The 25530-nt window shown below is 63.2% G+C and carries 29 protein-coding genes; 6 read left to right on the top strand and 23 right to left on the bottom strand.

All coding sequences use genetic code 11. The annotated features are described in order from the left end of the window. Nucleotide 1: 1 nt before the first annotated feature. Complete coding sequence (locus tag CIB54_RS05915) at nucleotides 2–1168, bottom strand: efflux RND transporter periplasmic adaptor subunit (RefSeq protein ID WP_065950143.1); 1167 nt, start codon at nucleotides 1166–1168, stop codon at nucleotides 2–4. A gap of 240 nt (nucleotides 1169–1408) precedes the next feature. Between CIB54_RS05915 and hemE the strand changes: the two genes are divergently transcribed. Further along, nucleotides 1409–2476, top strand: a complete 1068-nt coding sequence (gene hemE, locus CIB54_RS05910) for a uroporphyrinogen decarboxylase (RefSeq protein WP_065950144.1) — start codon at nucleotides 1409–1411, stop codon at nucleotides 2474–2476. 59 nt (nucleotides 2477–2535) lie between these two features. On the opposite strand, the gene CIB54_RS05905 is transcribed toward hemE, so the two are convergent. Beyond that, the gene (locus CIB54_RS05905) at nucleotides 2536–3747 is read right to left on the bottom strand and encodes an MFS transporter (RefSeq protein WP_420094153.1); all 1212 of its coding nucleotides are present in this window, start codon (nucleotides 3745–3747) and stop codon (nucleotides 2536–2538) included. A gap of 181 nt (nucleotides 3748–3928) precedes the next feature. Here CIB54_RS05905 and CIB54_RS05900 point away from each other — a divergent pair, with 181 nt between their 5' ends. Next, the gene (locus tag CIB54_RS05900; RefSeq protein ID WP_101219021.1) at nucleotides 3929–4822 is read left to right on the top strand and encodes a LysR family transcriptional regulator; all 894 of its coding nucleotides are present in this window, start codon (nucleotides 3929–3931) and stop codon (nucleotides 4820–4822) included. Between the two features lie 123 nt (nucleotides 4823–4945). On the opposite strand, the gene CIB54_RS05895 is transcribed toward CIB54_RS05900, so the two are convergent. Genes CIB54_RS05895 through CIB54_RS05800 form a run of 20 tightly spaced genes read right to left on the bottom strand, consistent with a single transcriptional unit; the run spans nucleotide 4946 to nucleotide 22257 of the window. Continuing rightward, a complete protein-coding gene (locus CIB54_RS05895; RefSeq protein WP_065950147.1) occupies nucleotides 4946–5341 on the bottom strand; it encodes a hypothetical protein in 396 nt (131 codons plus the stop codon). Nucleotides 5342–5367: 26 nt separating this feature from the next. After that, the gene (locus tag CIB54_RS05890) at nucleotides 5368–6594 is read right to left on the bottom strand and encodes a beta-ketoacyl-ACP synthase (protein ID WP_101219019.1); all 1227 of its coding nucleotides are present in this window, start codon (nucleotides 6592–6594) and stop codon (nucleotides 5368–5370) included. Next, nucleotides 6594–7322, bottom strand: coding sequence for a 3-oxoacyl-ACP reductase FabG (gene fabG / locus CIB54_RS05885; protein WP_065950149.1), 729 nt, complete (start codon nucleotides 7320–7322; stop codon nucleotides 6594–6596). The genes CIB54_RS05890 and fabG overlap by 1 nt, the downstream gene beginning before the upstream one ends. Then, complete coding sequence (locus tag CIB54_RS05880) at nucleotides 7319–7780, bottom strand: hotdog family protein (protein ID WP_065950150.1); 462 nt, start codon at nucleotides 7778–7780, stop codon at nucleotides 7319–7321. Before CIB54_RS05880 ends, fabG begins: the two co-directional genes overlap by 4 nt. Beyond that, complete coding sequence (locus tag CIB54_RS05875) at nucleotides 7777–8943, bottom strand: beta-ketoacyl-[acyl-carrier-protein] synthase family protein (RefSeq protein WP_101219017.1); 1167 nt, start codon at nucleotides 8941–8943, stop codon at nucleotides 7777–7779. The genes CIB54_RS05880 and CIB54_RS05875 overlap by 4 nt, the downstream gene beginning before the upstream one ends. Beyond that, complete coding sequence (locus CIB54_RS05870) at nucleotides 8940–9422, bottom strand: hypothetical protein (protein WP_065950152.1); 483 nt, start codon at nucleotides 9420–9422, stop codon at nucleotides 8940–8942. The genes CIB54_RS05875 and CIB54_RS05870 overlap by 4 nt, the downstream gene beginning before the upstream one ends. Then, the gene (locus tag CIB54_RS05865) at nucleotides 9419–10168 is read right to left on the bottom strand and encodes a class I SAM-dependent methyltransferase (protein WP_101219015.1); all 750 of its coding nucleotides are present in this window, start codon (nucleotides 10166–10168) and stop codon (nucleotides 9419–9421) included. Before CIB54_RS05865 ends, CIB54_RS05870 begins: the two co-directional genes overlap by 4 nt. After that, nucleotides 10165–11412: an NAD(P)/FAD-dependent oxidoreductase gene (locus CIB54_RS05860; protein ID WP_101219013.1), complete on the bottom strand. Its 1248-nt coding sequence runs from the start codon at nucleotides 11410–11412 to the stop codon at nucleotides 10165–10167. The genes CIB54_RS05865 and CIB54_RS05860 overlap by 4 nt, the downstream gene beginning before the upstream one ends. Before the next feature lie 33 nt (nucleotides 11413–11445). Next, the gene (locus tag CIB54_RS05855; protein ID WP_101219011.1) at nucleotides 11446–13776 is read right to left on the bottom strand and encodes an MMPL family transporter; all 2331 of its coding nucleotides are present in this window, start codon (nucleotides 13774–13776) and stop codon (nucleotides 11446–11448) included. Further along, on the bottom strand, nucleotides 13748–14398 hold the full coding sequence (locus CIB54_RS05850; RefSeq protein WP_101219009.1) for an outer membrane lipoprotein carrier protein LolA: 651 nt from the start codon (nucleotides 14396–14398) through the stop codon (nucleotides 13748–13750). The genes CIB54_RS05855 and CIB54_RS05850 overlap by 29 nt, the downstream gene beginning before the upstream one ends. 29 nt (nucleotides 14399–14427) lie before the next feature. Next, a complete protein-coding gene (locus CIB54_RS05845) occupies nucleotides 14428–14853 on the bottom strand; it encodes an acyl-CoA thioesterase (protein WP_101219007.1) in 426 nt (141 codons plus the stop codon). Then, on the bottom strand, nucleotides 14846–16387 hold the full coding sequence (locus CIB54_RS05840) for an HAL/PAL/TAL family ammonia-lyase (RefSeq protein ID WP_101219005.1): 1542 nt from the start codon (nucleotides 16385–16387) through the stop codon (nucleotides 14846–14848). The genes CIB54_RS05845 and CIB54_RS05840 overlap by 8 nt, the downstream gene beginning before the upstream one ends. Further along, nucleotides 16371–17306 carry an LpxL/LpxP family acyltransferase gene (locus CIB54_RS05835; RefSeq protein WP_101219003.1) on the bottom strand — a complete coding sequence of 312 codons (936 nt, stop codon included), beginning with the start codon at nucleotides 17304–17306 and terminating at the stop codon, nucleotides 16371–16373. The genes CIB54_RS05840 and CIB54_RS05835 overlap by 17 nt, the downstream gene beginning before the upstream one ends. Next, the gene (locus tag CIB54_RS05830; protein ID WP_065950160.1) at nucleotides 17303–18037 is read right to left on the bottom strand and encodes a glycosyltransferase family 2 protein; all 735 of its coding nucleotides are present in this window, start codon (nucleotides 18035–18037) and stop codon (nucleotides 17303–17305) included. Before CIB54_RS05830 ends, CIB54_RS05835 begins: the two co-directional genes overlap by 4 nt. Further along, nucleotides 18030–19700: an acyl-CoA synthetase family protein gene (locus tag CIB54_RS05825; RefSeq protein WP_101219001.1), complete on the bottom strand. Its 1671-nt coding sequence runs from the start codon at nucleotides 19698–19700 to the stop codon at nucleotides 18030–18032. Before CIB54_RS05825 ends, CIB54_RS05830 begins: the two co-directional genes overlap by 8 nt. Beyond that, on the bottom strand, nucleotides 19697–20242 hold the full coding sequence (locus CIB54_RS05820) for a COG4648 family protein (RefSeq protein WP_057724397.1): 546 nt from the start codon (nucleotides 20240–20242) through the stop codon (nucleotides 19697–19699). The genes CIB54_RS05825 and CIB54_RS05820 overlap by 4 nt, the downstream gene beginning before the upstream one ends. Then, nucleotides 20239–20493 (bottom strand): acyl carrier protein, encoded by a 255-nt coding sequence (locus CIB54_RS05815; protein WP_003209389.1) that lies wholly within the window; start codon nucleotides 20491–20493, stop codon nucleotides 20239–20241. Before CIB54_RS05815 ends, CIB54_RS05820 begins: the two co-directional genes overlap by 4 nt. A gap of 9 nt (nucleotides 20494–20502) precedes the next feature. Then, complete coding sequence (locus CIB54_RS05810) at nucleotides 20503–20772, bottom strand: phosphopantetheine-binding protein (RefSeq protein ID WP_065886594.1); 270 nt, start codon at nucleotides 20770–20772, stop codon at nucleotides 20503–20505. After that, a complete protein-coding gene (locus tag CIB54_RS05805; protein ID WP_065950162.1) occupies nucleotides 20750–21562 on the bottom strand; it encodes a lysophospholipid acyltransferase family protein in 813 nt (270 codons plus the stop codon). The genes CIB54_RS05810 and CIB54_RS05805 overlap by 23 nt, the downstream gene beginning before the upstream one ends. Beyond that, nucleotides 21538–22257: a beta-ketoacyl synthase chain length factor gene (locus CIB54_RS05800; RefSeq protein ID WP_065950163.1), complete on the bottom strand. Its 720-nt coding sequence runs from the start codon at nucleotides 22255–22257 to the stop codon at nucleotides 21538–21540. The genes CIB54_RS05805 and CIB54_RS05800 overlap by 25 nt, the downstream gene beginning before the upstream one ends. A gap of 316 nt (nucleotides 22258–22573) precedes the next feature. Between CIB54_RS05800 and CIB54_RS05795 the strand changes: the two genes are divergently transcribed. Both CIB54_RS05795 and CIB54_RS05790 read left to right on the top strand, forming a co-directional pair. Continuing rightward, the gene (locus tag CIB54_RS05795; protein WP_065950164.1) at nucleotides 22574–23344 is read left to right on the top strand and encodes a ParA family protein; all 771 of its coding nucleotides are present in this window, start codon (nucleotides 22574–22576) and stop codon (nucleotides 23342–23344) included. A 484-nt stretch (nucleotides 23345–23828) separates the two neighbouring features. Then, nucleotides 23829–24047: a DUF6124 family protein gene (locus tag CIB54_RS05790; protein ID WP_198557185.1), complete on the top strand. Its 219-nt coding sequence runs from the start codon at nucleotides 23829–23831 to the stop codon at nucleotides 24045–24047. A 129-nt stretch (nucleotides 24048–24176) separates the two neighbouring features. On the opposite strand, the gene trxC is transcribed toward CIB54_RS05790, so the two are convergent. Further along, nucleotides 24177–24611: a thioredoxin TrxC gene (gene trxC / locus CIB54_RS05785; protein WP_057724391.1), complete on the bottom strand. Its 435-nt coding sequence runs from the start codon at nucleotides 24609–24611 to the stop codon at nucleotides 24177–24179. Nucleotides 24612–24833: 222 nt separating this feature from the next. On the opposite strand from trxC, the gene CIB54_RS05780 reads away from it, so the two are divergent. Both CIB54_RS05780 and CIB54_RS05775 read left to right on the top strand, forming a co-directional pair. Further along, nucleotides 24834–25130, top strand: coding sequence for a type II toxin-antitoxin system HigB family toxin (locus CIB54_RS05780; RefSeq protein WP_065934851.1), 297 nt, complete (start codon nucleotides 24834–24836; stop codon nucleotides 25128–25130). Further along, nucleotides 25127–25528 carry a helix-turn-helix domain-containing protein gene (locus tag CIB54_RS05775; protein ID WP_065950167.1) on the top strand — a complete coding sequence of 134 codons (402 nt, stop codon included), beginning with the start codon at nucleotides 25127–25129 and terminating at the stop codon, nucleotides 25526–25528. The genes CIB54_RS05780 and CIB54_RS05775 overlap by 4 nt, the downstream gene beginning before the upstream one ends. Nucleotides 25529–25530: the final 2 nt, after the last annotated feature.

Genomic DNA, 25530 nt, shown 5'->3' with positions numbered 1-25530 from the left:
GCTAGCGTCCTGCTGACTGACCAATGGCCTGGTCGAGTGGAAGAGCGGCGTTGTCGAGCACCACGTGTTCGCCTGGGCGGGCATGCTGCAGGCCTTCGATGATGATGCGGTCGCCAGCGGTGAGGCCGTCGGTGACGACCCAGCGGTTCTGGTACGCCGCGCCCAGTTGCACGGTTTTCAGGCTCACGCGCAGCTCGTCATCCACCAGCAGCACCTGGGCCAACCCTGCGCTGTTGCGCAGGATGGCGCGCTGCGGCACGCTGATCCCTCGTTGATCGATGGCGTGCTCCAGCCGCACACGCACAAAGCTGCCGGGCAGCAAGTCGAGGTCGGGGTTGGGAAATTCGCTGCGCAGGATGATCTGGCCGGTGCCGGGGTCTACGGCGATGTCGCTGAACAGCAGCTTGCCGGGCAACGGGTACGCGCTGCCGTCGTCCTGGAGCAAGGTGGCTTTGGCCTGGCCCTGGCTCAGTTGCTGCAACTGGCCGGAGCGCAATGCGCGGCGCAGCTCGTTGTGTTCACGGGTCGATTGCGTGAGGTCGACATGGACCGGGTCCAGTTGCTGGATCAGCGCCAGCGGGGTCGACTCGTTCTGTCCGACCAAGGCGCCTTCGGTCACCAGTGCACGCCCGATGCGGCCGGAAATAGGCGCGGTAACGGTGGCGTAACCCAAGTTAAGACGAGCGCGTTGCACCATGGCCTCATTGGCCGCGACGTCAGCCTCAGCCTGCCGGGCAGCCGCGCGCGCGTTGTCATATTCCTGGGCACTGATCGCATTGCCCGCAATCAACTGGCGGTAACGCTGTTCCTGCTGACGCGCCCGTAGAGCATCGGCTTGGGACCTTTTCAGCCCTGCCAGCGCGCTGTCCAGGTCAGCCTGGAGCGGCGCCGGGTCGATGTAGAACAGGACGTCGCCCTGTTTCACGTCACTACCTTGCTCGAACACACTGTTGAGCACCACCCCAGCCACCCGTGCGTTTACCTGAGCGGTTCGGGGTGCCGCAATGCGCCCACTGAGCTCGCTGCTGATAGGCAGGGGTTTGGCTTCCAGGGTTTCGGTGCTCACCTTTACGGGGGCGGATGCCTGCGGCTCGGATGCCGGAGTGCAGCCGCTCACAGCAATCGCCAACACCAGTGAACCTGATGCGAAACGCAGTTTTCTATTCATCGACACGCCTCCATGAAGAGGCATGGATGCTAGGAATGGGCGGTTAATTTGCTGTTAAGTCGACGTTGCAAGAGTGCGAGCAAATGTGACGCTTAGTTTCAACTCATTGCAGCGAAGAGGCTCAGGTGCGACGTCCAATCACCGCGACAAATTGACCCGATAGACAAAAGGCACGGCGCATTCCGTGCCTTTTGCGTCTGGCTCTGAGAAAATGCCCGCACTTTTTTTGCGGATGCCGACATGACTGCCCTCAAGAACGACCGTTTCCTTCGTGCCCTGCTCAAGCAACCCGTAGACGTCACGCCCGTGTGGATGATGCGTCAGGCCGGTCGCTACCTGCCGGAATACCGCGCCAGTCGCGCCAAGGCCGGCGACTTCATGAGCCTGTGCATGAATCCTGCGTTCGCCTGCGAAGTCACGATGCAGCCGCTGGACCGCTACCCACAGCTGGACGCGGCCATTCTCTTCTCCGACATCCTCACCATCCCCGATGCCATGGGCCAAGGCCTGTACTTTGAAACCGGCGAAGGCCCGCGTTTCAAGAAAGTCGTCAGTACCCTGGCCGACATCGAAGCCCTGCCGATTCCTGATCCGCACAAAGACCTTGGCTATGTGATGGATGCCGTCAGCACCATTCGCCGCGAGCTTAATGGCCGCGTACCGCTGATCGGCTTCTCCGGCAGCCCGTGGACCCTGGCGACCTACATGGTCGAAGGCGGCTCGTCGAAAGACTTCCGCAAGACCAAGGCCATGCTCTACGACAACCCGCAAGCCATGCACCTGTTGCTGGACAAGCTGGCGCAGTCGGTCACCGCCTACCTCAACGGCCAGATCATGGCCGGCGCCCAAGCCGTGCAGATTTTCGACACCTGGGGCGGCAACCTGTCGGCGGCGGCCTACCAGGAATTCTCCCTGGCCTACATGCGCAAGATCGTCAGCGGCCTGATCCGCGAACACGAAGGCCGCAAAGTGCCGGTCATCCTGTTCACCAAGGGCGGCGGCCTGTGGCTGGAAAGCATCGCCGACGCGGGCGCCGATGCATTGGGCCTGGACTGGACCTGCGATATCGGCGAAGCCCGCCGTCGCGTTGGCGGTCAAGTTGCACTGCAAGGCAACATGGACCCCACCGTGCTGTACGCCAAGCCGGAAGCGATCCGCACCGAAGTCGGCCGCATCCTCGCCAGCTACGGCAAGGGCACCGGCCACGTGTTCAACCTCGGCCATGGCATTACGCCGGAAGTGAACCCGGAGCATGCGGGTGCGTTCCTGCGCGCGGTGCATGAACTGTCGGCGCAATACCACGAATAAAACACAGTGCAAAATGTGGGAGGGGGCAAGCCCCCTCCCACATTAAAAGCCAGAAACCTTCAGACCTGCCCCAACGGCGGCAACTTCGCCAGCTTCAGGGCCACCAGCAACGCGCCAATCAGCAGCGCGACGATAAACCCGCCAATCCCGTTCCATCCGCCCAAGTGCCAGAAGAACCCGCCCGCCGTCCCGGCAATGCTCGACCCTGCGTAATAGCAAAACAGATACAGCGACGACGCCTGTCCCTTGGCCCTCACCGCACGCCGGCCGATCCAACTGCTGGCTACCGAATGCGCGCCGAAGAAGCCGAAGGTAAAGATCAGCATGCCCGGCACCACCAGCCATAGTGGGGTGAACAGCGTCAGGGTGATGCCGGCGAGCATCAGCACAATGGTGCCCCACAGCACGCGACGGCGGCCCAGGCGGTCGGCCAGAGAGCCAATTTTCGCCGAGCTGTAGATGCCTGACAGATACACCAGCGACAGCAGGCCGACCACGGCCTGGCTGAGGTCATACGGATCGGCCAGCAGGCGATAGCCGATGTAGTTGAACATCGTTACAAACGCACCCATCAACAGGAATGCTTCAAGGAACAACCACGGCAGGCCCGCGTCCTTGAAGTGCATTACGAAGCCATCCAGCAGGTTGCGCGGCTTGAGGCTGCTGGCGCGGAAGTTGCGCGATTCGGGAAGGATTTTCCAGAACACCGTCGCGGCGATCAGCGCGAGGCCGCCGATGATCAGCATGGCGGTGTGCCAACTGACGAAGTCGATCAATACCCCGATGATCAACCGACCGCTCATACCACCAATCGCATTGCCGCCGATGTACAGGCCCATGGCCAGGCCGATGTGCTGCGGATGGATCTCTTCGCTCAGGTAGGTCATCGCCACGGCGGCCAGGCCGCTCAAGGACAAGCCCACCAGCGCACGCATGAGCAGGATGCCTTCCCAGCTCGGCATCAAGCCGCTGGCGATGGTGGCCAGCGCTGCACAGAACAGCGCAGCGACCATCACCGGTTTGCGTCCCAGCCGGTCGGAAATCGGCCCGGTGATCAGCAGGCCGCAGGCAAGCATCGCCGTGGCGACCGACAGGATCAGACTGCTTTGCGCGGCATTGATGGCAAATTCGTGGGACAGCGCCGGCATCATCGGCTGCACGCAATACAACAGGGCAAAGGTGGCGAACCCGCCGGAGAACAGCGCCAGCACCGTGCGCATGAACATCGGCGTGCCTTTTTCGATGTACTCGTCATTAAGCTGCGCAACCACATCATCGAGGGCTGAGGGCGGGGTGCGTTGGGCAAGTGGAGCAACAGCAGGATTCACGGGGGACCTCGGGGAGGAAAGTCTGCCAGGACTGACAATGCGAAAAAGAATATAGCTGGCTAATGATTCTTTCCAATATATTGTTCGACCTGTTTAATAGGTTTTACGACCTAATGAGGTGTGCATGGAATTACGTCACCTGCGGTACTTCATTGCCGTCGCCGAAGAACTGCATTTTGGCCGCGCCGCGCAAGTGCTGGGCATTTCGCAACCGCCGTTGAGCCAGCAGATCCAGGCATTGGAGCAAGAGGTGGGGGCGCGGTTATTTGAGCGTACCAATCGTCGGGTCGAGCTGAGCGAGGCCGGGCGCCTGTTCCTGCAAGAGGCACGGCTGGTGCTGGCCCAGGTCGACAAGGCGGCGGATGTGGCGCGCAGGGCACAGTTGGGCGAACTCGGCGAACTGAAGATCGGCTTCACGTCTTCCGCGCCGTTCAATTCCAGCATTCCCCAGGCGATCTTTGCGTTTCGCCAGGCTTTCCCGGCCGTGCACCTCAACCTGCAAGAGATGAGCAGCACCCAGGTGGCCGAGTCGCTGCTGGATGAGTCGATTCAGGTGGGGCTGATGCGGCCTCTGCCGTTGCCGGACTCACTGAGCGTGATCGAATTGATGCGCGAGCCATTGGTGGCCGTATTGAGCGCCGGACACCCCTTGGCGCAGGGCAGCGAGCGCGGCTTGCACCTGGCGCAATTGGCAGAAGAACCCTTCGTGTTTTTCCCGCGTACCTACGGCAGCGGTCTCTATGCGCAGCTGCTCAGCCTGTGCCGTGACGCCGGCTTCAGCCCGCATGTCGCCCAGGAGGCGGGGGAGGCGATGACCATCATCGGTCTGGTGGCGGCGGGATTGGGCGTATCGGTATTGCCTGCGTCGTATCAACGGATACGGATCGATGGCGTGGTGTATCGCACGTTGCTGGACCCGGAAGCGGTGACCGCGGTATGGCTGGTGCAGCGCAAAGGCGTGCAAACGCCGATGGCGAAGGGGTTTGTGGCGTTGTTGACGCGTAGGGGGTTGGAATAACGCCCTTCAGAACAAGGCATATTTCATGTGGGGGGGGGGCTTGCTCCCGATAGCGGTGGTTCAGTTAGAGGTGCTGAGACTGAAAAACTGCTATCGGGAGCAAGCCCCCTACCACATTTGGCTTTATTGCATTCCCGCCGAGCGCAACCCCGCCAAGATATCCCGATCCAGCATGCTCACCCAACGGTTGTAGTTGCGATGGATCTTGCCGTCCTTGTAGCCCAGTTCGCGGCTGTCGCGATAGCTGATGGCGTAGCTGTTGCGGGTGTAGCGGATGTCGATGGCCGCATAGAACTGGCCGCGTACGGTGATGTCGGCCTGCACCAGCTGCGGGCTCAGGCGTTGTACCGTCCACTCGCGTTTTTGCAGGGCGGCGACGATCACCTGTTTCATTTTTTCTTCGCTGAGCTGGGTCGTGGCCGGCAGCTCGTGCTGGGTGTTGAGCACCGGTTTACTGGTGCACCCGGCAGTGGTCAACAGGGCCAGGGCGATCAGGGTGGCGCGTAGCAGGGAAGACATTCCGTTTTCTCCAATCGATTAAAAAGTCAGGACCAGCGGCGAAAGATCAGCGAAGTGTTGACGCCGCCAAAGGCAAAGTTGTTGTTCATCACGTAGTCGTTGTGCATCTGGCGAAAGCCACCTTGCAGGTAGTCCAGCTCACCGCATTGCGGGTCGACCGAGTCCAGGTTGAAGGTGTGCACGTACTGGTCGCGGTTCATCATCTCGATGCTGAACCACGACTCCAGCGCCCCGCACGCGCCCAGGGTGTGGCCCAGGAAACTCTTCTGCGAACTGATGGGCATGCGGCTGCCGAACAGGCTGCTGGTGGCCAGGGTCTCGGCGATGTCGCCCTGGTCGGTGGCGGTGCCGTGACCATTTACATAGCCGATGGCGGCCGGTTCAAGCCCGGCGTCTTCCAGCGCCAGCTCCATGGCGCGGCGCATGGTTTTCTGTTCCGGGCGGGTGGTGTGCTGGCCGTCGGCATTGCTGCCGAAACCGACGATCTCGGCATGGATATGCGCACCCCGTGCCAGCGCGTGTTCCAACGCTTCCAGCACCAGCATGCCGCCGCCTTCGCCGATCACCAGGCCATCGCGGCCGCTGTCGTAGGGGCGCGGGCTGGTTTGCGGCGCGTCGTTTTTCAGGCTGGTGGCGTAGAGCGCGTCGAACACCATGGCCTCGGTGGGGCACAGCTCTTCAGCGCCGCCGGCAAGCATCAACGGCAGGCGGCCGAACTTGATGGCCTCATAGGCATAACCGATGCCCTGGCTGCCGCTGGTGCAAGCGCTGGAGGTGGGGATCAAGCGCCCGGTCAGGCCAAAGAAGATGCTGATATTTGCCGCCGTGGTGTGCGGCATCATGCGCACGTAAGAGTTGGCATTCAGCCCCTCGGCCACCGAGTTCAGCAGCATATTGCCGAACGCCTTGATCTCATCGGTGCTGCCGGTGGACGAGCCACACGCCACGCCCATGCGCCCGTCCTTGATCGACGCATCGCCAAGCAAGCCGGCGTCCTGCAACGCCTGCTCCGCCGCCCACACCGCCAGGCGCGAGACGCGGCCCATGCTGCGCAGCTGCTTGCGGGTCCAGTGCGCGGGCACCACGAAATCGTCAATCGGCCCGGCCAGGCGCGTATTCAATTCGGTGAAACGGTCCCATTCATCCATGCGCCGGATGCCACTGCGGTTGGCGCGAAAGTTGGCCGCGATGGTGTCCCAGTCGCTGCCCAGGGAGGTCATGCCGGCCATGCCGGTGACGACAACGCGTTTCATCAGCACAGGCCCCCATTCACGGCCAACACCTGGCGCGTGATATAGCCCGCCTCGGCCGACATCAGGAAGTTCACCGCGCCGGCCACTTCTTCCGGAGTGCCCATGCGCTGTGCCGGGATCATTTTCATCAGTTCTTCCACCGGCACGTTTTCGTCCAGCATGGCGGTGTCGATCAAACCCGGTGCCACACAGTTGACGGTGATCTTGCGCTTGCCCAGCTCGATGGCCAGCGCCTTGGCCGCGCCGATCAACCCGGCCTTGGAGGCGCTGTAGTTGACCTGCCCACGGTTGCCGATCAGCCCGGACACCGAGGTGATGCACACGATGCGCCCGGCCGCGCGACGACGGATCATCGGCATCATCACCGGGTGCAGCACGTTGTAGAACCCGTCGAGGTTGGTGCGCATCACGACGTCCCAGTCGTCCTCCGAGAGCGCCGGGAACGCGCCGTCGCGGGTCAGGCCGGCATTGAGCACCACGCCGTAATAGGCGCCATGTTGCTCAACGTCGGCCTCCAGGATCTGCTTGCACGCCGCGCGATCGGCGACATCGAATTGCAGCACCCGCGCCTGGCGGCCCAGGGCCTCGATCTCGAGCTGTACCGCGTCGGCTTCGGCACGGCCGTTGCGGCAATGCAGCACGATGTCATGCCCGGCCTGGGCCAGGCGCAGGGCAATGGCGCGGCCGATGCCACGGCTGGAGCCGGTGACCAGTACGGATTCAGTCATGGCGTTTCGTCCTTCGATTCATCTAAATAATTGGCCGCCTGGGGCGGTCGAAATACGTTCAAGCGTGCGCTGGCCTGGATGCCGTCGCCGGTGAGGTGGCATTCGAACACCCCCATGCCATTGTCGTCCTCCAGCGAGCGCAGGCCGTGGATATTCAGCTCGGCGCCAGCGGGAAAGTGCGCCACGTTGCATTCGAATTTACGCGTGCCCAACAGGAAACCCAGCTCCACCGCCAGGCCTTGCTGGCGCGCGCGGCATCCGGCATAGGCGGCGACGCTTTGCGCCATCAGCTCGATACCGACCCAGGCCGGCAGGCTGCCGTCAGCCTGGCTGAACAGGCCGCCGGGCTTGACGGTGAGACGGGTGTGCACCTGCTCTTCATCGAACGACAGCACCTGGTCGATCAGGATCATGTCGCCCGCATGGGGCAGCAGTTCGGCGAGTGGCCAAGCGATCATGGGGCCTCTCCAATAATCAGGCTGACGTTGTTGCCGCCAAAGGCAAACGAGTTGCTCATCAAATAAGGTTTTTTCAAGGTGTCGCCCTTGTGTGCCCACTGCAAGGCGGGCAGCGCCGGGTCGACGTGACCGTCCCACACATGGGGAGGGACGCGGCCGTGCGTCAGGCTCAACCAGCAGAACGCCGCTTCCAGTGCGCCCGCCGCGCCGAGGGTGTGGCCGCTCATGGGTTTGGTCGACGAACAGGCCACCCCGCCCGGAAACAGGCAAGCGACCGCGAGGCTTTCCATGGCGTCGTTGTGCTGGGTGGCGGTGCCGTGCAGGTTCAGGTAGCCGATCTGCTCGGGCGCGAGTTCGGCGTTGGCCAGGGCCTTGCGCATCGCCTGCAACGCCCCTTTGCCGGTGGGCTCGGGTGCGGAGATATGGTGCGCGTCGCTGCTGGCGCCGCAGCCCAGCAGGGCGACCGGTGCCGCCTCGCGGCTCATCACGAACACCACCGCCGCTTCGCCGATATTGATGCCGTTGCGGTTCACCGAGAACGGATTGCAGCGCTCGGCAGACACCGCTTCCAGTGCGGTAAAGCCGTTCAGCGTCAGCCTGCACAAGCTGTCGACGCCCCCGCAGATCACCGCATCGCACAGGCCCAGGTCGAGCAGGCGCCGGGCGCTCATCAACGCGCGGGCGCTGGAGGTGCAGGCGGTGGAAATCACATAGGCCGGGCCGCTCAATTGCAGCCAGTCGGCGAGGAAATTCGCCGGGGCGCTGAGTTCCTGCTGCTGGTAGTCGTAGTCGCCAGGAAAGGCGTTATCGCGCAGGTAGTGGGCAATGCCGCGACTGGCCTCGTCGATGCCCGACGTGCTGGTGCCCAGCACAACGCCAACCCGTGAGGGGCCGTAGGTGTGGATCGCCTGGCGGATCGAGCCTTCGATCTGCAACGCCGCTTCCAGCAGCAACTGATTATTGCGGCTGCTCTGCTGGCCCAACTGTGCCGGAAGGGGCGCCAGCTCGCCGCGCACGGCCGCGACCGGCACCACGCGCTCGGGCACCCAGCCGCTCTCGGCGCGCATGCCGCCACAGTCGCCGGCAAACAGGCGGCGGCTGACCTCGGCCTGGCCGCGACCAAGGGCACAGATCACGCCGAGGGCGTTGAGGTAGGCGCTCATTTGCCCACGCCCAGCGGGGTAATGCGATAGCTCAACGGTTGGCCCGCCATGTTCACGCTGAACACCTCTGAAGACTGATAGACGATTTGCCAATGGCCCGGCAGCGTTCGCGTAAGGTCCATGGCCTGGGCCGCAGGATACAGCGCACGCAGGTCATCCGCCGAGGCCAGGGCAAACAACAGCGCGGCGAACAGCGTTCGGGCCTGGGGATTGGGCGGCAGCAAGCCATCGGCCTGCCACTTGCCGTCGATCAACTTCTGCCGGGCCTGGGGAATGCCCAACGGGTCCATCATCGACCAGCGAATCGCCGCGCCTTCACGCTGGATCACCAGCAGCCAATCCTGGCTGCGGTCGCCCTCCAGGCGTTGCACATGCAGCTGCATCGGCAAGTTCAGGGCCGGGAGGGTGTGCGGCAAGGGCGCCTGGCTGGCGCACGCGCCGAGCAGCAACAGGCAACTCATCAGCAACCCGCGGATCATGAACGCGCGGCCTCTGACGGCTTGCGCGCCACGCAGTTGACCAGGGTTTCCTCGCGCTGGCCCACCGGCGGCGCCTTGCGCAGGCCCCAACGTTCCAGCAGGCCGAAATCGCTGGAGCGGCTCCACCACAGATAGGGGTACGAGACGTTCTGCGCGCCGAATTCAAAGCCCTGCTCGCGCAGCATGTCCAGGTATTGCTCGGCGCTTTTCTGCACATGCATCGGGTGACGGAACAGCCAGCGAATCACCCAGGTGTCGATATAGGCTTCGGTGGACTCGGCAAACAGCAAATAACCGCCCGGCTTGAGGACCCGATAGAACTCCTTGAGGGCGCGATGCTGCTCGACCAGGTGGTGAAAGGTCTGGTGGCAAAACACAATATCGACGCTGGCGTCGGGTACCTCGAGGGTGGCGCAGTCGCTGCCGATCAACTCCACGGCCAGGCCCTGTCGCGCGGCTTCCTCGCGGCTCAGTGCCAGGCTGTGAGGGTCCGCATCCAGACCGATCAGGCGCGCGGGCGCAAATACCTGCTGCAGCAACTTGAACGATTTACCCTGGCCGCAGCCGGCGTCGAGCAATACCGGCGCCACCGGCAGTGGGTCGCTGAACAGGCTGCGCAGGTCATTGATCGCCACGCGCAACACATGATGCTGCCAGGTGTGGCTGCGCAGGAACCAGAAGCCGAAGCGGGTTTCTTCGACGTAGTTTTTACTCAGGTAGTTTTTTTCAACGACAGGGCTGCTCATACCGGCTCACTCGCACAGATTTGCGACAACATCCGCAGGCGCCGCTTGGGCTCGCTGACAAACGGGTTGCGTTCATCCCAGGCGTAGCCGGCGAGGATCGAACTGATCATGCGGCGAATCTGCGGTGAACTGTCGGCGTGGAAAATAACGTCCTGGAACGTCCCGGCGTACCAGCCCTCGACGTAGCAGCGGAAGGTGTCGACGCCGCGCTTGAGCGGTTCGGCAAACTCGGTTTGCCAGTCCACCGCTTCGCCTTGCAGTTGGCGATGCAGCACGCCGGCGGCCATGCTCGCCGAACGCATGGCGATGGTCACGCCGGAGGAGAACACCGGGTCGAGAAATTCCGCCGCGTTGCCCAGCAGCGCAAAGCCCGGGCCGTGCAGGGTTTTGACGTTGGCCGAATAACCGCCGATGCTGCGCGCCGGGGTGTCCCACACGGCGTTCTGCAATACGCCGGACAGGCTTGGGGTTTGCTCGATAAAGCTGCGCAGGCAGGCGTCGAGATCGTGATCGCGGCCGTCGAAATGCTCCTTGGCCGCGACCACGCCCACCGAGCATCGGCCGTTGCTGAACGGGATGGTCCAGAACCAGATATCGCGCTGCTCGGGATGGGTGGTTATCAGAATCTTGGTACGGTCGAAGCCTGGGTGTTCGATGTGGTCTTCGATGTGGGTGAACACGGCCTGGCGCATCGGGAAACCGGACGGCGCTTCAAGGTCCAGCAGGCGCGGCAGCACGCGGCCATAGCCACTGGCATCCAGCACGAAGGTGGTCTTGAGGTGGTACTCGCTGCCATTTTCGCGGCGTACGTGCAGGTAGCGATTCTCGCCGGAAAAATCCACGCCGACGATGCTTTCGCCGTAGCGGATTTCCACACCCTGCAACGCCGCCTGATCGGCCAGCAGCTTGTCGAACTCGGCACGCTGCACCTGGAAGGTGGTCGGTTTGCCGTGGCTGAAGGTGTCACCGAAATCGAACGCACTGTAGCGCTCGCCCCAGGCGAACGCGGCACCGGTTTTCAGTTGAAAGCCGGCAGCCTGCACGGCCTCGAGCATGCCGGCTTCTTCGATAAAGTCGATGCAGTGCGACAGCAGGCTTTCGCCAATCGAGAAACGCGGAAAATACTGGCGCTCGATAATCAATACATCATGCCCTTTACGCTTGAGCAGCGCGGCCGCGATGGCCCCGGATGGCCCGGCACCGATCACCACTACCTGGCGACGTTCCATTTCAACTGTGGGCACGAAGGCTCCTTGCCGCTTTGGCGATATTCACATTCATAAGGCGTGTTTTTGTTGCCCGGCCCAGGGCGCCAGCATAAAGCTGAAGGCCAGGCCGAGGCTGACCGACAGGCCGAAATTGCTCACCGCCGGGGTACTGGAGACGGCCAGCAGGCCGAACGATAACCAAGTGGTCAGCGCGGCCAGCAAGGTTCCCAGCAGGCTGACGGCGGCCCCGCCGATCTGCTCGCGCATCAGGATCGCGTAGTCGACGCTGATGGCCGTGACCAGCAGCAGGCCGAACAGACTGAACAGGGTCAGCGGCTGGCCCAGCCAACCGAGGCTGGCCAGGCTGCACAGCGCCGCCAGCAACGGCAGCGCGACGATGCGCACGGCGCCGGTGAAGCCGAAGGGCAGCATCAACAGCAGCACGATCAGCCCACAGGACAGCAATTTCAATTCGGCCGCGCTGATTTGAGTGTCGGCAAACACGCGGTTCAAATCACCCAGGCGATCCACCAGTTGTACGCCGGGCAAATCCACCGCCTGCACCCGCAGCAACGCTGGGTTGTTCAGGCCCTGCAGGCTGACCATCGCCGCCACGCCGCCGTCTACCGGGCCCAGCCACAGCATGCGCCATGGCTCGGCCAGGGGGCCTTTGAGCGCGGCGTCGATGTCTTCGCTGGGCAGCGCCTGCAGTTGCGCGACTTCAGCTTGCAACGCGGCGGCGGGGACGCCAAGGTCCAGCAACGGTTGCCAATGCTGCGCGAGGGTATTGAGCGCGTCGCGCAGTTGCTGCTGCTCGGCGGGCAGGTTGACCAGTTGATTCAACGCCAGGTAACCCTGGAGCTTGTCCATATTCACCAGTTGATCCAGGCGCTGGCCCAGGGCGGCCTGGCGTTCCAGTAACTGCTGCTGATTGTCGGCCCGCACCAGGAAGAACTGACTGGTGGGCTGGAACCCGGTAATGCGCGCCACGGCCTGGGCTTGCTCGAGCAATTGCGGCGGCGCGCCGATCCACTGGCGGATATCGTTTTTACTGTTCAAGTGCCACAGGCCACCGGCGCAGAACAACAGCACCCACACCAGCAACACCGCGCCGGGCACGCGTTTGATCAATGCCGCCCGCCACTGCCACAAGCGTTCGGCGATGCGCAGCGGCCATTGCGCCGGGCGCAGGTCGACACCGCTGAGCAGCGCGGGCAGCAGGCACACGGCGCACAGATAAGCGCCGACCAGACCGGCTGCCGAGAACACCGCGATTTGCGTCAGCGCCGGGAACGGCGTCCAGGCCAGCGCCAGGTAGCCGATGCAGCTGGTGGCCAGGCTCAGGCTCAGCCCCGGCAGGGTCAGGCGCAATGCCGGCCAACTGCGCCATGGCTGCAGGCTCCAGCTTTTGGACAGGTAGTGCAGCGGGTAATCCACCGCCACGCCGATCAGGCTTGAGCCCAGCACCAGGGTCATCACATGCATATGGCCGAACAGCGCCACACAGGCGACTGCGCCAAACAGCATGCCGACCACCACCGGCACGAACGCCAGCAGCACCCGCCAGCGCCGGAACGCCAGCAGCAGCAATATCAGGATGCCCAGGGTTGCGCCGCCGCCGACCCAGGTGATCTCCCGCGTGGCTTGCTGCTGCCCGTTGGCCGCATAGAGCAAGCCGCTGGCGGCGAGCAGCTGCACGCCTTGCGCGCCGGCCTGGGCGCGGCTGGCCTGGAGCAGATCCGCCACTTGCAGCGGCAGTTTCATGTCGAATGCATTGCCGGTGGTGCGCGCCCGCAGGAGCACCCAGCTTTTGCCGTCGGCGTCGGCAATCAACGCGCCGCTGCCGATATCCAGCTGGACCGCGCCGTGTTGCGGCTGGCTGTTCTGGATGCGCCCGGTCAGGCCCAGCCAGTCGTCCTGGCTCGGCACCAGGCTGAAGCCGGTAAAGGGGTCGAACAACGACTGCACGCGCTGCTGGATGAACGCGTCAGGCTGTTCGATCAGTTGCTCGCGGTCCCTGGCCGACAGCATCGCCAGTCGGCCGCGCAGCAGTTGCTCGCGCAGCGCCGGCAAGTCGGCCTGCAGGTTCCACTGCACCTTTTCGAACAGACCGCTGGCCTGCCAGCGCTCGGCCAGTTGCTGCGCCATGGCCAGCGCTTGCTGGCGGTCGGCATGCCCCACCAGCACCAGCATCTCGCGGTTCAGTGGTTCCTGCATGCGCTGCTCGGCTTGCAGCTCCAGAGCGTCCGGCGTACTGCCGGGCACCAGTTCCATCAGGTTGGCCGACAGCGGCGCACCCTGGCGCCACTGCCAGCCGGCCAGGGCCAATACCGCCACCAGCAGGATCAGGAACAGGCGTGGCAGCAGGCGCTCACTGGGCAAAGTCGTGCTGCTCCGCATCGCTCAATGGCTGGTCGGCGGTGCTGTCCTGCATGCGCAGTACGGTGCTGTCGCCCTGGGTTTCCAGCAGCTCGATGGTCTTCACCAGCGCGCCGCCGTCGATATTGATTTGGGTGAATACCTGCTTGAGCAGCAGTGAGCGTGGGATCAGCGTGAGCTTCCACTGCTGGGCCTGGCCTTGCAGTTGCAGGTCGAAGTCACGCTGCAAGCCGCTGCTGTCGCCCTGGAGCACGGCGAGGAACAGGCGATTCTGCTCGGCGCCGGCACTCTTGTTCGGCAGCAGTTGCCAGCCGTTGGCGTCGCGCCGGGCGATGCCCTGGGCGCTGATGCGGTAGTCCTGCTGCAGCGGAGTTTTCAGCAACCACAACAGGCCGTGGTCCTTGGCGAGCACGAAGGTGCCTTGGCTGACCAGCGGCTGGGGCAGGGCGCGCAGGTGTTTTTCCTGGGTGAAGTTGCCGTGGATCACGCTGGGTTTGGCCAGTTGAGCGCTGAGTTGCTGCAGGTCGAAGGCGTGGGCGTTGAAGCTCAGCAATGCGGCGGCCACTGTAGGAGCGAGCTTGCTCGCGAAGGACCTGAGAGCACTGCGCAGTGACAGGCGACCTGCGTTATCGTTGACGTCCATCGGGGGCAAGCCCCCTCCCACATGGGATCTCATTTCAAGGCCCTTTCGACGGCGTTGGTGAATATTGTCGGGGAGGCAAGCTGCATTTCGCGGCTGGCGATTTCTACCGCGACCTGCACGGTGCTGGCGCGGGTCAGGCGTTCGCCGCTGGCCAGGTCGGTAATCAGGTAATTGATCTTCAAGCGGTTCTCCCACTCCACCAGGCTGGCGCGCACGTTGAGGGTCTGGCCGAAGGTGGCGCCGCGCACGTAGCGCAGCTGCATATCGATCACCGGCCAGGCATAGCCGGCGTCGAGCATCGCGGCGTAGTTATGGCCGATCTTGTCCAGCAACGCGCAGCGCGCCACTTCCAGGTACTTCACGTAATGCCCGTGCCACACCACATGCATGGTGTCGATATCGAAAAACGGCACGAGGATCTGAGTGTCGCAGTGCAACACGCCGGGGCTACGCATGCAGCCTCCAGTGTTGCTCGGCGATGCGTTGCAGGCACAGGCGCAGTTCGCCTTCCAGGGCGCGGTCTTCGATGACCGGCGGGAAGTCCCTGGCCAGTTCTTCGTGCATCGCAGCCAGTGCCGGCGGCAGCGCTCGTGCCTCTTCAGCCTGGGCACGCAGCCACACGCCCTGGTTGGCGGCGAGCAAGGTGGCGGCGGCGACCTGTTCGGTCAGCTCGAGCACGCGGATCGCATCGCGGGCGGCGATGGTGCCCATGCTGACCTTGTCCTGGTTATGGCACTCGGTCGAGCGCGAGAACACGCTGGCCGGCATGGTGTTCTTCAGCGCTTCGGCGGTCCAGGCGCTGGTGCCGATCTGCACGGCCTTGAAGCCATGGTTGATCATTGCGCGGTCGGCCGGCGCGCCCGACAGGTTGCTCGGCAGGCCGTGGTTGTAACGCACGTCCACCAGCAGCGCCAGTTGGCGGTCGAGCAGGTCGGCGACATTGGCCACCAGGGTCTTGAGGCTGTCCATGGCAAAGGCAATGTGCCCGCCGTAGAAGTGCCCGCCGTGCAGCACGCGCTCCTCCTCGGCGTCGATGATCGGGTTGTCGTTGGCGCTGTTCAGTTCGATTTCGATAAACGCGCGCAGCCAGTTCAGGCTGTCGGCCAGTACGCCGAGCACGTGGGGCGCGCAGCGTAGGGAGTAGCGATCCTGCAGGCGGTGCAGCGGGGCGGTCGGTGCATCGATGGCCAGGTCCTGGCGCAGCCAGGCGGCGACCTGCATCTGCCCGGGGTGGGGCTTGGCAGCGAACAGGCGCTCGTCGAAGTGTTCCGGGTTGCCTTGCAGCGCCACCACATTCAGCGCGGTGATGCGCGTGGCCAGTTGCAGCAGGTAGTCGGCGCGGGCGAAGGCCAGGCAGGCAATGCCGGTCATTACCGCTGTGCCGTTCATCAACGCCAGGGCTTCCTTGGGGCGCAGCACCAGTGGTTCCCAGCCCAGTTCGCGGTGCACGTCGGCGGCTTGGCGGCGCTCGCCACGAAACAGCACTTCTCGCTCGCCGGAGAGCGTCGCAGCTACGTAGGACAGCGGCGTCAGATCGCCGCTGGCGCCCACCGAGCCTTCTTCAGGGATCAGCGGCAGCACGTCGTGTTCGAGGAATCCATGCAGGCGCTCCAGCAGCTCCACGCGCACCCCGGACACGCCATGGCACAGCGACTGCAAACGCGCCGCCAGCACGGCGCGAGTGGCTTGGGCGTCGAGTAACTTGCCCAGCCCGCAACCGTGGAAGGTGTACAGATGACGCGGCAGCGCCTCGACGTGTTCGAGCGGCACCGCCACCACGCAGGAGTCGCCGTAGCCGGTGGTCACGCCGTAGATCACGCCTTCCTTGTCCAGCAGCGAATCAAGAAACTGCGCGCCTTTGGCGATGCGCTGGCGATACGCGGCATCGTCCTGCAATCGAGTGGGCACCTGACGGTTGGCCAGGGCCAGGACGTCTTCGATGCGCAGGGGGCGTTCGCCAAAGGTTATCGGCTCAAGAGGCGTGGTCATCGGTCTTCCAGAAAGGGTAAAAGTTGAACCATTGTTGCGGCGCTTGCAGGCAGAACTGGCCCAGGCGTGCGGCGTAGCGGGCGGCCCACTGGGCGATGACCTGCTCACGGGTGCTGCGCTTCCATTCGACCAACGGCGCGAAGGGCTCGATGGTCAGGCGATAGCGGCCCTGGTGCTTGAGGCACATCAGCAGGTTGACCGGGCATTTGAGCAGGCCGGCCAGCAGCCACGGGCCCTGGGGGAATGCGGCCTGCTGCCCGAGGAAGTCCACGCGCACCGTGCGCCCGCCGTGCAGCGGGATGCGGTCGCCGGCAATGGCCAGCCATTCGCCGTCGTCCAGGCGCTGGCTGAGCAGCAGCATGGTGGCCGGGTCCAGCTCGCTGACCTGGATCAGGCGCAAATGCGTCGCACCGGCTTCACCCAGCAGGCGATTGAAACGCTCGGCGTGCTTGGTGTGCACCAGCACGTTCATGGTGACCTGTTCGCCGATCTCCGCCAGCGCGCGGCACACTTCCAGGTTGCCCAGGTGCGCGCCCACCAGCATCTGCCCGCGCGCTCCCCGCAACTGGCCGCGCAATTGCGCGGGGTCGTTGATGTCGATCTGCTCCAGGCGCAGCTTGCCGTTCCACACGTCCAGCTTGTCGAGCAGGGAGTCGGCGAAGGCCATGAACTGGCCGAACACCTTGGCGTGGGTCGGCAGCAGCTCGTCACGCCCGCTCCACTGCCCCAGGCGTTGCTGGTATTGCCAGGCGCTCTGGCGCGCGGTGCGGCCGAACAGGAAGAAGTAGAATACGATGCTGTAGAGCAACGGGCTCAACAGGCGCCGGCCTAGGACCTTTGCCGCGAACGCCGTGAGTTTCATCAGCCAGAAGCTGCCGCGCTCTTCGCGGTCGGCCCAGTGTTTGCTGCCGCCGCTCATGCCTGCCACCGACGCCACAGGATGGCGGGCGCGCGCACCAGCATGCCGAAGAACAGTCGCGTATGCATGGCGCTGATACGCACGTTGTCGTGCAACAGGCGAAAATGCGACAGGCCGTCGGCGGGGTAATGCACCTGGGTCGGCAGCCAGCGCATTGGCTGGTTGCGCCAGGCCAGGCGCACGAGGATGTCCGAGTCGAAATCCATGCGCGTGCCGATGTAGGCCGAGTCCATCAGCGCCAGCGTGGGCGCCAGCGGGTACACGCGAAAGCCGCACATCGAGTCGCGAATCTGCAACGACAAGGTGTTGATCCATACCCACACGTGGGTCAGGTAGCGTGCGTAGAGACGGCCCTTGGGCACGCTTTCGTCGTATTCGGGATAGCCGCAGATGATCGCGTCGGGGTGCCTGCGGGAGGTGTCGATAAAGGTCTCGACTTCGCGCAGGTCATGCTGGCCGTCGGCGTCCACTTGCAGGGCGTGGCTGTAGCCCAGGCGCGCGGCTTCGCGAAAGCCCGCCATGACGGCGGCGCCCTTGCCCTGGTTGTGGGGCAGCGTCAGCAGGGTGACGTTATCGAGGGTAGCCAGTTGCGCCAGTATCGCCGCGCAGGCCGGGCTGCTGCCGTCGTCCACCAGCAGGCAAGGCAAGCCGCTGCCCAGCAGGCTGCGGACCACGGCGGGCACGGCGGCTTCGTGGTTGTACACCGGGATCAGGGCGCAGGGGTTATGCATGCGTGGCCTCCAGCACTATGCGGCCACTTGAGCAGGCAGCATCCCCGTGGCGATAGGCGAAGTACAGCTTGCCGCGCTCTTGGTCAAAGCGCAGGTGTAATTGAATGCGATCACCGGGACGCACCAGTTGCTGGAACTTGAGCACTTCCATGCCGGCAAACGTACTCGGCAAGTCGAGCAGTTGCTGGCCCAGGTTGAACGCCCATTCCACTTGCACCACGCCCGGCAGCACAGGCGTGACTGGAAAATGCCCGCTGAAATAGGCCAGGTCGGGCGGCACGCCCAGTTGCAATGTCCATTCGCCGTCGGTCTCGACCTGCGCCAGCACGTCCGGCGCCTTGGGGCGGGGGGCCAGCAACAGCGCCTCGATATCGGCCTGGGGCAGCTTGCCCTGGCTGTTGAGCGGCAGTTGGCGCAGCAAACGCCAGCGGCGGGGCAAGGCCAGGGTTTCGCAATGCTGGCTCAGGTGCTGGCGCAGGGTTTGGGTCACCGTGCGCCGGCCCTGGTTGCGCAGAGCATGCAGGCCCTCTGCGCTCAGTACCACCAGGGCACCGAGTGAAGCGCGGTTTTCCTGCACCACGCCCAGGCGGGTTTCAGCGACCCACGGATGGGTGATCAATGCCTGTTCGAGCATCGGCAGGGCGATGCGTTTTTCTTCCAGCTTGACGATGCGGTCCAGGCGGCCGAGCAGTTCGAAGCGGCCATCGGCATGGATGCGCGCGGCGTCGGCAGTCTGTTCGATATGCCCGGCGGGCAGGTAGGGCGAAGCAATGCGCAGGGCACCGTCGGCATCCTGGCTCAGGTGCACGTCGGCAAACGGCTGCCAGGGTTGTGCGCCCTGGCGCCAGGCGATGCCACCGGTTTCCGAGCTGCCGAGGATTTCCGTCGGCCACTGCTGCAAGCGGTCATAGAGGCTGCCGGCGGCTTCGACAGGCAAGGCCCCGCCCGAGGAAAACACCCGTGAGACCTGGCTCAGCGCCGGCCAGTCGAGGTTATCGCCCATGCGCTTGAGCAGCGCCGGGCTGGCCACCCAGGCGAATTGCGAATGTTCGCGACTGGCGCGCTGCATGTCCTCGGGGAATGCCAGTTGCCTGCGCAAAAACGTGCGACCGGCGCACAGTGGCCACAGCACGCGGAACAGCAACCCGTAGATATGTTGGGTGGCGACGCTGCCGATGATGCAGGCGTCCTTCAGGTCGGCGCCCCACAGTGCCTCCAGCGCCTGCACCTCATTGGCCAGCTGGCGCAGGGACTTGTCGATACGCTTGGGTTCACCGCTGGAGCCGGAGGTGCACAGGCTCAGTTGGCAGCGATCGAGGTCAAGGGCGGCAGGGCTCAGTGGCGTCTGGTACAACGCCTCAAGGTCCGCAGCCTGCGTCAGCCAGGCATCGACGACGGCATCCCAGCGCTGACGGGTTTGCGGCTGCAGGTCGGCGGGGAGCAGTACGCTGACCCCGGCACGCCAGGCGCCGAGCAACGCAATCGCCAGCACGCCGGCGTCTTCCAGGTGCACCGCCAGGCGCTGGATGCCGCGCGCCTGCAAGCCTGCCGCCAGGCGCAGGGACTGCTCCATCAGTTGAGCATGATTGAGCGCCGGCTCAGTGGTGACCCGGCGTTGTTCCTGCGGCTCGAGCAGCAGGTGCTCAAGTTTCAAACCTTTCATACGCGGCCTCGAACCCTTTGTCGTACCAGCCATTCCACGGCAAACAACAGCCCCATCAGCCCGTAGGCGATCAAGCCGTTGTACAACGTCCACCAGCTCAGCGGCGCCCACAAGGTGAGGGCGGCAGCGAGCAGGCCATTACACAGAAAAAACACGCTCCACACCACGGTGACCTGGCGCGTATACAGCACCGCGTTCGACGGCAGGTCCGGCTCAGTCATGCGCGCCAGGCGCTCGACCATAGGCGGCCCGTATTTCAGGCTCAGGCCGAACAGTGCCAGCATGAACCCACTGACCAGGCTGGGGTACCAGCGCAGCCATTGCGGGTTATCGAACCAGGCCAGCGCCAGGCAAAACACGATCACCACCAGCGCCATCCAGCGACTGCCGGGGCGTCGTGCAGCAGTGAACGCGCGCAGCAACCACAGGCTGCCCAACAGCAGGCCGAATTGCCATGGCGCAAAATGCTCGGTGCCGTAATACACCGCAAAGGGGTACAGCAGCCCCGCCAGCAACAGGCCAAGGCCGATCAGCCGGCTCATGCGGCGGGTTGGACCAGACGGTACACCGCCTCAACCACGTCATTGACGGTACGCACCGCCTTGAACTCCTCGGCGGCGATCTTCTTGCCGGTCTGGCGCTTGATATGGTCGATCAGGTCCACGGCATCGATGCTGTCGATTTCCAGGTCCTGGTACAGGTTGGCGTCCAGTGTGACGCGCTCGGGCTCCAGTTCAAACAGTTCCACCAAGGCGTCGCGCAGGGTGTTGAAAATATCGTCACGAGTTTGCATGGTCCGGTCTCAAGCTGCCTGTCTGGCCGTGACGAATGCCGCAAGGCTGGCCACGTTGGTGAAGTGATTGCGCGTGTCCTTGGCGTCGGCGTCGATCTTGATGCCGTACGTTTTCTGAATCGCCAGACCCAGTTCCAGGGCGTCGACCGAATCCAGGCCCAGGCCCTCGCCAAACAGGGTCTGGTCGCTGCCGATGTCGTCGGCGCTGATGTCTTCCAGGCCCAGGGCCTCGATGATCAGCGTCTTTATGTCGTGCTCAAGGCGGTGTTGGTCGCTCATCTTCGGCGAGCTCCTTAATGAAATAGTGATGCAGGTAATCGTTGAGCTTGCGTGACGCCTGGGGCGCGGGGCCCAGTGCGGCAAACGCGTGTGGTTCTATATCGGCCCCCACGCGCAAACTGAAGTGAAATCGGCATTTGGGAATGCGATACCAGGGCTCGGCCTTGGTCAGGGTGGTCGGGCTGACCTTGATCACCACCGGGGTGATGATCGTCGCACCGCGCAGTGCAATGGCCGCGCCGCCGCGATGAAAGGCCGGCGCGCTGCCTGGCGTGGTGCGGGTGCCTTCGGGAAAGATGATCAGGGTTTGCCCCGCGCGCAGGGCATCGGCGGCGGCATCGAGCATGTCGGCGCTGCCATCGTTGCTGATGTAGCCGGCGTCGCGCACCGGGCCGCGGGTGAACGGGTTCTGGAACAGGCTCTGCTTGACCACGCAATTGGTCTGGCGCATCAGGCCGATCAGGAACACGACATCGATCAGCGACGGATGGTTGGCGACGATCATCTGGCCAGGGCGGCCGAGCTTTTCCGCGCCCTCGACGCTGTACGTGAGGATGCCCAGCCCTTTCATCAGGCGAATGAAAAACCAGAACAGGCAACTGATGGTGTGGCGCGCGCGTCGTTGATGCTGCCTGGCGTCGCCCGGCAGGCAACTGAGCAGCGGGAACACCAGCAAGCGCAGGCACAGCCCGCCGACGCCGAACACAAAGAAGCTGGCGGCCGTGGCGAACAGGCGCCAGTAATAGGCCTGCCGTGGTTTGTCGTTCAGGACTTGCGTCGCCAGTTCCATACTCGGTTCTTCCAGGCATGTTGGCAGGCGCCCTGTTCGGTCAACAGAGTGCGCAGCAGGTTCAGGGCGTGAGGCCACTGGGTTTGAGTGAGTTGGACAGCGCTGCTGTTTAGTTCCAGTTGCCACTCGTCGCCCGGCGTCAGCAAAAGGCCCAGGGCATAGGGGAAGGGCACGTCAGCGATCCAGCTGGCGTACGCCTGGGGCGGTTGTTCTTCGGTCAGCACCAGCAACACGGCCGGGGCGCCTTCGTTGAGCAATGCGGCGGCTTCGAGCACGCCGTGTTCGAGGCCATCACCGGCGGCGGCGAGGGCAGTCATCTCGCTGGTTTCATTGCGCAGGATCGACCACAGGCCAATCACCGCGTTATGCACCGACAGGCTGAACTGGGTCGGCGACAGTGGCTGCTCGTTGGCCAGGTCGCTGAGGATGTCGAGGGTGCGCGGGGTTTCGCCGTGGCGGGAAATGAACACCAGCGGCAGGTCGTCAAGGCCTTCGGCCAGCGGCCAGCCGACGCTGAACGCCATGCGCGCCAGTCGGCTCAGGCGGCGGCGCTGCATAGCTGGCAAAAATGACACATCGGGAGACGCGTCGCTGACAGGCAGCAACACCGGGTCCCGGCACCAGGCGTGCCAGTCGTCCGCACTCTCAAGGCCAGGAGCCCAGGCGCGCCATTGGGCGATGTTGAAGTTGATCACTGAGAAGTTATCCCGCCCCTGCGGGCTTCCATGTGCGGCCAATGGCCCCGGATTCCGGGACAGAGGACAATGGCCGAATGGCGCGCATTATCCCGGTGCTGCGGGGTTCTAGCAAATATTGGTTAAAATTTGTTCACGATTGTTCACAAATAAGTGGGAGGAATTTACAGATCGTCGGCGACCGAGGGGCGAACCGGATTGTGGCAGCGTTCCCATTCATTTGTGAGCCAGACACAGCGGATGGATGAACGAGGTAGCTAACCGGCGCTTTTGCGCTCTACACTCGGGTTATTCATTGATACGCGGAGGTTTTTCCATGCGGCGCGTGGTGTTCAATCAGAAAGGCGGCGTGGGCAAGTCCAGCATCGCTTGCAACCTGGCGGCCGTCAGCGCCAGCGAAGGTTATCGAACCCTGTTGGTGGACCTCGATGCACAGGGCAACTCCACCCAGTACCTCACCGGGCTGACCGGTGACGATATTCCCATGGGGATCGCCGACTTTTTCAAGCAAACCCTGTCTTCCGGGCCGTTTTCCAAGAAGAACAAGGTGGATATCTACGAGACGCCCTTCGACAACCTGCATGTCATCACCGCCACCCCGGAACTGGCGGACCTGCAGCCCAAGCTTGAGGCCAAGCACAAGATCAACAAGCTGCGAAAGCTGCTGGATGAGCTGAGCGAGGACTACGACCGTATCTACCTGGACACGCCACCGGCCTTGAATTTTTATGCGGTTTCGGCGCTGATCGCCGCTGATCGTGTGCTGATTCCCTTTGATTGCGACAGCTTTTCGCGCCAGGCCCTGTATGGGCTGTTGGCTGAAATCGAAGAATTGAAGGAGGACCATAACGAAGGCCTGGAAGTGGAAGGTATCGTGGTCAACCAGTTCCAGGCCCGGGCAAGCCTGCCGCAGCAGATACTCGATGAAATGATTGCCGAAGGGCTGCCGGTGCTGCCGGTGTACCTGGCCAGTTCGGTGCGCATGCGTGAGTCGCACCAGGAGAGCAAGCCGCTGATTCACCTGGACCCACGGCACAAGCTGACGCAGCAGTTTGTTGAATTGCATAACCTGCTGGAAAACGCCTGATCCTAAGGGCTACACAGACCCAATGTGGGAGGGGGCTTGCCCCCGATAGCAGTGTGTCAGCTACAGATAAGCTGGCTGACATACCGCAATCGGGGGCAAGCCCCCTCCCACATTTGGATTGCATTTCAGTTGGGTTTCTGGGACTTATCCTACGAAGGCTGTAGGAGCGGTCTGGCAGCAGGGGATTGGCCTTGTAACCTTGCCTACAGCTACGCCAGAATCCGCCGGCTTGTGCGTCTGGATGGGCGTCTCTAAGGTTTGCCGGTCGCTGAATGTTCAGTGATCGGGTTTAGTAGCCCGCTCAGACGAAAGCATGTGCACCGCTCCAAACCATGGCGTTTCTTGCCTGTCGATGGTAGCTGTGCGCAGGGCACCTTCGGGTGCGCCGGGTTTTGCTTTCGTTCTACCGGTCTACTAACCTGCGTACAGCTGCCGCCCCTTGTTTAGTAGCAAGCAGGCGATGGCCCTGGCAGAGAACGAAAATATGAATTTATTCACCGTTACACCCAACCTCCCCACCGAAGCGCTGGTCATCAACAGTTACGAAACCTTCTCCTCGGTCCGCACCTTATTGCTCAATTTATCCAACGACCTCACCGGTGAATACCGCGATGTGGCTTTGGCTATCCATCAACTGAGCGAGCTGGGCGTCATGCTGATCAGCCAGATGATGGACCGCCAAGCCCCACTGTCCCAAGGCTGAAACACGGACAAAATGTGGGAGGGGGCTTGCCCCCGATGGCAGAGTGTCAGGCACTTATGTGTCACTGCTACACCGCTATCGGGGGCAAGCCCCCTCCCACACTGTCCCGCCTTGTTCTGAAGGTTCGGCTTACACGCCCTGACTACGCAACCAACTCATCAACTGTGGCAATGGGAATGCCCCACTCTGGCGCGCCACTTCCCGGCCATTCTTGAACAGAATCAAACTTGGAATCGAGCGAATCCCCAGCTGAGCCGACAACTGCTGGTTGGCCTCGCTGTCCAGCTTGGCCAACCGGCATTTGCCTTCAAGCTGCCCGGCGGCCTGCTCGAATACCGGCGCAAACGACTTGCACGGCCCGCACCAGTCAGCCCACACGTCCACCAGCAACGGCAGGTCGCCCTTGATCTGGCTGGCGTAGTCGCCCTGTTTCAATTCAAACGGCTTGTTCAACAGCACTGGCTGCTTGCAACGGCCGCATTTGGGCGCATCACCCAGGCGTGCGCCGGGGATGCGGTTGAGACCGTTGCAATGAGGGCAGGGGATTACGAGAGGTTCAGACATCGGAGGCTCCTGGGGGCTGGCCAATAGGTTGTATCTGGTGCCGGGGCTGAGATTTATCAAGGCTGGATGCAGAGACTCATTCGCTCACAGTTTCTTCCGCGCCGAATGAGTCGTCTGTCTAGGCTTGCTGTTGTGCGCCATTGGTCTGTTTACGGCTATAGCAAATTGCGATAGTCGGAAATCAGGTTTAACCTCCATAGCAAGATGCGATAGGGACGTTGCATGCGAGTCATCAGTGAAAAGAGGATCTGGGAAGCAAAGGAAACATGGCCGCGCTCGGCAACGGCTTTGGACCAGTGGTATCGCGTGATCAAGCGCAACGCCCCCAAGGACTTCGCTGCAATGAAAGCCATGTTTCCCGCCACGGACAAGGTAGGTGAATTTCATGTGTTTGATATTGGCGGTAACAAGCTGAGGTTGATCGCGTCGGTGCAGTATCGAATGCAGCGCGTTTACATCAAGCACCTGCTGGACCACCGCGACTATGAGAAGGACAAATGGAAGGAAAAAAACAGATGAGCGCGCTTATGCAAGTAGCGGCAGAACACTGGCAGTTCGTTTCGCCGGTGCTGCGCAAGCCGGAAAACGAGGCGGACTACGACGCACTGGTATGCGGTCTGGATGAGTTGTTGAGCCTCGTGGGTGAAGACGAGGACAGCCCGCTGATGAGCCTGGTCGACATTCTCAGTGACTGGATCGAAGCTTATGACCGTGAACACCGCCCAATGCCCGTCGCCAGCGGGGTCGATGTGCTGCGCTACATGATGCGCGAGCACAATCTCACCCAGAGCGACCTTCCGGGGATTGGGGCACAGTCAGTCGTCTCGGAGATATTGAGCGGAAAGCGCCAGCTCAACGTGCGTCAGATTCGTTGGCTGGCCGAGCGTTTCGGGGTGTCCGTGGAGACCTTTATCTAAGC

This window comes from Pseudomonas fluorescens, assembly GCF_002837185.1.
Lineage (GTDB): Bacteria > Pseudomonadota > Gammaproteobacteria > Pseudomonadales > Pseudomonadaceae > Aquipseudomonas > Aquipseudomonas fluorescens_AM.
Note: the sequence above shows the minus strand (reverse complement) of the source record. Positions and strands in the feature narration are given on the sequence as shown.

What these genes read in the sequence shown, in the direction of transcription:
- CIB54_RS05915 (WP_065950143.1), bottom strand. Translation starts at nt 1,168, where the DNA reads ATGAATAGAAAACTGCGTTTCGCATCAGGTTCACTGGTGTTGGCGATT.
- hemE (WP_065950144.1), top strand. Translation starts at nt 1,409, where the DNA reads ATGACTGCCCTCAAGAACGACCGTTTCCTTCGTGCCCTGCTCAAGCAA.
- CIB54_RS05900 (WP_101219021.1), top strand. Translation starts at nt 3,929, where the DNA reads ATGGAATTACGTCACCTGCGGTACTTCATTGCCGTCGCCGAAGAACTG.
- CIB54_RS05895 (WP_065950147.1), bottom strand. Translation starts at nt 5,341, where the DNA reads ATGTCTTCCCTGCTACGCGCCACCCTGATCGCCCTGGCCCTGTTGACC.
- CIB54_RS05890 (WP_101219019.1), bottom strand. Translation starts at nt 6,594, where the DNA reads ATGAAACGCGTTGTCGTCACCGGCATGGCCGGCATGACCTCCCTGGGC.
- fabG (WP_065950149.1), bottom strand. Translation starts at nt 7,322, where the DNA reads ATGACTGAATCCGTACTGGTCACCGGCTCCAGCCGTGGCATCGGCCGC.
- CIB54_RS05880 (WP_065950150.1), bottom strand. Translation starts at nt 7,780, where the DNA reads ATGATCGCTTGGCCACTCGCCGAACTGCTGCCCCATGCGGGCGACATG.
- CIB54_RS05875 (WP_101219017.1), bottom strand. Translation starts at nt 8,943, where the DNA reads ATGAGCGCCTACCTCAACGCCCTCGGCGTGATCTGTGCCCTTGGTCGC.
- CIB54_RS05870 (WP_065950152.1), bottom strand. Translation starts at nt 9,422, where the DNA reads ATGATCCGCGGGTTGCTGATGAGTTGCCTGTTGCTGCTCGGCGCGTGC.
- CIB54_RS05865 (WP_101219015.1), bottom strand. Translation starts at nt 10,168, where the DNA reads ATGAGCAGCCCTGTCGTTGAAAAAAACTACCTGAGTAAAAACTACGTC.
- CIB54_RS05855 (WP_101219011.1), bottom strand. Translation starts at nt 13,776, where the DNA reads ATGCGGAGCAGCACGACTTTGCCCAGTGAGCGCCTGCTGCCACGCCTG.
- CIB54_RS05850 (WP_101219009.1), bottom strand. Translation starts at nt 14,398, where the DNA reads ATGGACGTCAACGATAACGCAGGTCGCCTGTCACTGCGCAGTGCTCTC.
- CIB54_RS05845 (WP_101219007.1), bottom strand. Translation starts at nt 14,853, where the DNA reads ATGCGTAGCCCCGGCGTGTTGCACTGCGACACTCAGATCCTCGTGCCG.
- CIB54_RS05840 (WP_101219005.1), bottom strand. Translation starts at nt 16,387, where the DNA reads ATGACCACGCCTCTTGAGCCGATAACCTTTGGCGAACGCCCCCTGCGC.
- CIB54_RS05835 (WP_101219003.1), bottom strand. Translation starts at nt 17,306, where the DNA reads ATGAGCGGCGGCAGCAAACACTGGGCCGACCGCGAAGAGCGCGGCAGC.
- CIB54_RS05830 (WP_065950160.1), bottom strand. Translation starts at nt 18,037, where the DNA reads ATGCATAACCCCTGCGCCCTGATCCCGGTGTACAACCACGAAGCCGCC.
- CIB54_RS05825 (WP_101219001.1), bottom strand. Translation starts at nt 19,700, where the DNA reads ATGAAAGGTTTGAAACTTGAGCACCTGCTGCTCGAGCCGCAGGAACAA.
- CIB54_RS05820 (WP_057724397.1), bottom strand. Translation starts at nt 20,242, where the DNA reads ATGAGCCGGCTGATCGGCCTTGGCCTGTTGCTGGCGGGGCTGCTGTAC.
- CIB54_RS05815 (WP_003209389.1), bottom strand. Translation starts at nt 20,493, where the DNA reads ATGCAAACTCGTGACGATATTTTCAACACCCTGCGCGACGCCTTGGTG.
- CIB54_RS05810 (WP_065886594.1), bottom strand. Translation starts at nt 20,772, where the DNA reads ATGAGCGACCAACACCGCCTTGAGCACGACATAAAGACGCTGATCATC.
- CIB54_RS05805 (WP_065950162.1), bottom strand. Translation starts at nt 21,562, where the DNA reads ATGGAACTGGCGACGCAAGTCCTGAACGACAAACCACGGCAGGCCTAT.
- CIB54_RS05795 (WP_065950164.1), top strand. Translation starts at nt 22,574, where the DNA reads ATGCGGCGCGTGGTGTTCAATCAGAAAGGCGGCGTGGGCAAGTCCAGC.
- CIB54_RS05790 (WP_198557185.1), top strand. Translation starts at nt 23,829, where the DNA reads ATGAATTTATTCACCGTTACACCCAACCTCCCCACCGAAGCGCTGGTC.
- trxC (WP_057724391.1), bottom strand. Translation starts at nt 24,611, where the DNA reads ATGTCTGAACCTCTCGTAATCCCCTGCCCTCATTGCAACGGTCTCAAC.
- CIB54_RS05780 (WP_065934851.1), top strand. Translation starts at nt 24,834, where the DNA reads ATGCGAGTCATCAGTGAAAAGAGGATCTGGGAAGCAAAGGAAACATGG.
- CIB54_RS05775 (WP_065950167.1), top strand. Translation starts at nt 25,127, where the DNA reads ATGAGCGCGCTTATGCAAGTAGCGGCAGAACACTGGCAGTTCGTTTCG.